This is a genomic window from Streptomyces sp. NPDC017676 (assembly GCF_044329325.1).
Classification (GTDB): Bacteria; Actinomycetota; Actinomycetes; order Streptomycetales; family Streptomycetaceae; genus Streptomyces.
The window spans coordinates 1-3,572 of sequence record NZ_JBIRJA010000048.1 but is presented as its reverse complement, the minus strand read 5'-3'; the positions used below and the strand labels follow the sequence as shown (position 1 = coordinate 3,572).

Below are 3,572 nucleotides of genomic sequence, written 5' to 3'. Positions count from 1 at the left end.
ACCTTCGCCCACAGGTGGTTCACCATCCCCGCACGCTGCACCATCGCCCCCTTGGGACGACCCGTCGACCCCGACGTGAACATCACGTACGCCAGGTCCAGACCCCCGCCGAGGGCGGGCGGCAGGGCGTGGTCGTGGAGGGAGTCCTCCAGGACCAGGACGGTGACGTCACCGGCGAGTTCGCGGGCCTGTGCCGCGTACGCGCGGCCGGTGAGCAGGTGGCGGGCGCCGCTGTCGGCGAGCAGGGACGCGTTGCGGGCCGCCGGGGCCGCCGGGTCCAGCGGCAGATACGCCCCGCCCGCGCCCAGGACGCCCAGGACGCCCGTCACGAACGGCAGACCGGGGTCGGCGAGCATCGCCACCACCGAGCCGAGGCCCGCGCCGGCCCCGGTGAGGAGCGCCGACAGGCCGCCGGCGCGCTCCACGAGTTCGCCGTAGGTGACGCTGTCCGCGCCGTCGGCCACGGCGACGGTGTCGGGCACGCGGGCCGCGACGGCCCGCACGCGTTCCACGACGCCGAGGCTCTCCTCGGGCAGGCCGGGGTCCCAGGAGCCGAGCAGTCCGCCGAGTTCGCCGGGCTGTCCGGGGCGGCCCAGGGTGGCCGGGCCGGTGATGTCGATGTGGGCGAGCGGCAGGTCGCCGCCGTCGACGACGGTGTGCAGCAGGTGCCGGACCATGACGGCGATGCGGTCGACGTCCGCGCCGGTGAACAGGTCGGGCGCGTAGTCGAAGCGCAGGGTCAGGGTGTCGCCGGGGAACACCGCCATGCTGAGCGGGTGGTGCCGGGCGTCCAGGGCCTCGGAGCGCACCACACGGGGGCCGTCGGTGCCGGTGGCCGGGCCGGCCGCGTCGAGCGGGAAGTTCTCGAAGAGGACGACGGTGTCGAAGACCTCGCCCGACAGGCCCGCCGCCTTGTGGATGTCGGCGAGGCCCAGGTGCTCGTGCGGCAGCAGCGCGGTCTGCTGGTGCTGGATCGTGCGCAGCAGCTCGGCGAGGCGGGTGCCAGGGTGCAGCCGGGCCCGCACGGGCACGGTGGTGAGGAACATGCCGATCATCGACTCGATGTCGGGGACCTCGGCGGGCCGCCCGGAGGTGACGGCGCCGAAGACGACGTCCTGGCGGCCGGTGAGCCGGCCGAGCAGCAGCGCCCAGCAGCCCTGGAGCACGGTGTTGAGGGTCAGTCCCCGGGCGCGGGCCCAGGCGGTGAGGGCCTGGGTCAGGTCGCGCGGGAGGTCGAGCCGCAGGGATTCGGGGAGCACCGGGGCCCGGTCGGCGCCGGCGTCCACGAGGAGGGTCGGCCCGTCGAGGCCGGCGAGCGCCGAGCGCCAGGCGGCGCGGGCGGCCTCGCGGTCCTGCCGGGTCAGCCACTGGAGGTAGGAGCGATAGGGGACGGGGGCGGGCAGCGCGGTGCCGTCGGTCCCGGGCCGGCCGAGCGTGAACAGCTCCCGCACCAGCAGCGGCATCGACCAGCCGTCGACCAGGATGTGGTGGCTGGTCCACAGGAAGCGGTGCCGGCCCTCGCCGTGGGTGACGAGCGTGAACCGCAGCAGCGGCGGGCGCTCCAGGTCGAAGCGGTGGCCGCGTTCGGCGGCGGTGATCCGCTCCAGCTCGGCGCCGCGCTCGGGTTCCGGCAGGTCGCGCAGGTCGATCTCCTGCCAGGGGAGTTCGGCGCGGGCCGGGATCAGCTGCACGGGGGCGCCGGCGGGCCGGGCCCGGAAGGAGGCGCGCAGGTTGGGGTGCCGGTCCAGGACGGCCTGGCCGGCGGCGCGCAGTGCGGCCGGGTCGAGGTCGCCCTCGATCTCGGCGACGATCTGGAGGGTGTAGACGTCGGTGCCGTCGGCGGTCGCCGTGTCGTAGTCGGCGTGGAAGAGCATGCCCTGCTGGAGCGGGGTGATGGGCAGTACGTCGGCCAGGACGCCGCCGGCGTCGGCGAGTTCGGCCTCGTACGCCTCGATCTCCTCCTGGGTCAGGTCGACCAGCGGCAGGTCGGAGGGGGTACGGCCGCCCGTGGCCGGGGCGTGCCGGCCGAGCAGTTCCAGCGCCCGGAACCAGGTGCCGGCGAGGTCGCGCACGTCGTCCTCGGCCACCGCGTTCCCGGCCCACGCCCAGTTGGCGATCAGGTGGGGTCCGTCGGGGCGGTCCTCGGTGGCCGGGGTGACGTCGATCAGGTGCGGCAGCGGCATGCCCGGGTGAGCTCCGGTGCCGACGACCCCGTCACCGCCGACGGGCTGCCACGGCCGGCCCTCGCGGGCGTCGAAGCGGCCCATGTAGTTGAAGCCGATCTGGGGCCGCGGGTGGCGGGCGAGGACGCGGGCGGCGTGCGGGTTGAGGTAGCGCAGCAGGCCGAAACCGACACCCCGGTCGGGCAGGGCGTGCAGCTGCTCCTTGATCCGCTTCAGGACGGCGCCCAGCGCGGGGCCGCCCGCCCACAGCTCGGACCAGTCGACGGCGCCGACGTCCAGGCGGACCGGGAAGACGCTGGTGAACCAGCCGACCGTGCGGGACAGGTCCAGGTCGTCGCCGAGCTGCTCCCGGCCGTGTCCCTCCAGCTCGATCAGGGTCTGCGCGTGGTGGGTGTGGCCGTGCCGGCGGCGCCAGTCCGCGACGGCGAGGGCGAGCCCGGTGAGCAGGACGTCGTTGATCTCGGCGTGGAAGGCCGCCGGCACCTCGGTGAGCAGGGGTGCGGTGGCCGCGGGGCCCAGCTCCAGCCGGAGGGTGCGCATCGTGCCGTGGACGTCCCGGGCGGGGTCCGCGCGGCGGGTGCCGACCAGCGGGTCGGGGCCCTCCAGCTGCCGTTGCCACACGGCGAGTTCGGCGCCGCGCACCTGGGTGCGCGCCTGCTCGGCGAGGAGCGCGGACCAGGCGCGGTACGACGTGCCGACCGGGTCGAGTGCCGGGGCGCGGCCCTCGGCCAGGGCGCGGTAGGCGGCTTCCAGGTCGGGCAGCAGCACGCGCCAGGACACGCCGTCCACGACGAGGTGGTGGGCGCACAGCACCAGCCGGGCGGTGTCCGTCCCGGGCGGGGCCGCGAGCAGCACGGCCTGGATCATGACCGCGCGGGCCGGGTCGAGGCGGGCGCGGGCGGCTGCGGCCTGCCGTTCGGCGCGGGCCGGGTCGTCCTTGCCGTCCGGTTCGGCGACGGCGACCAGCGGCGCACCGGCCGAGGCGCCGGGGGCCAGGACCTCCATGTGCCACAGGCCGGGGGCCGGTTCGGTGGCCCGGGTGCGCAGGGCGTCGTGGTGGTCCACCACGGTGTGCAGGGCCGCGTCGAGCAGTCCGGCGTCGAGCCCGGCGGGCACGCTGACGACGATGTGCTGGCTGTACTTGACCACCGGCCCGGTCAGGGTGCCGGTCTCGTCGTGCAGCTGGGCCATGATCGGGGTGAGCTCGTACGGCCCGACGCCGTCGTCCTCGCTCGCCCCGGCGCGCGCGTCGAGGCTGCCGGCGGCCCGGGCGAGGGCGGTGACCGACTTGTGCTCGAAGACGTCGCGGGTGGTGAGGGCGAGCCCGGCGGCGCGGGCCCGGCTGACCAGCTGGATGGAGCGGATGCTGTCACCGCCGAGCGCGAAGAA

General features: G+C 75.9%; 1 protein-coding gene. It reads right to left on the bottom strand.

All coding sequences use genetic code 11. The features are described from left to right. On the bottom strand, nucleotides 1-3,572 hold a 3,572-nt coding region (locus ACH4LD_RS42930; protein ID WP_398106228.1), incomplete at both ends, for a condensation domain-containing protein.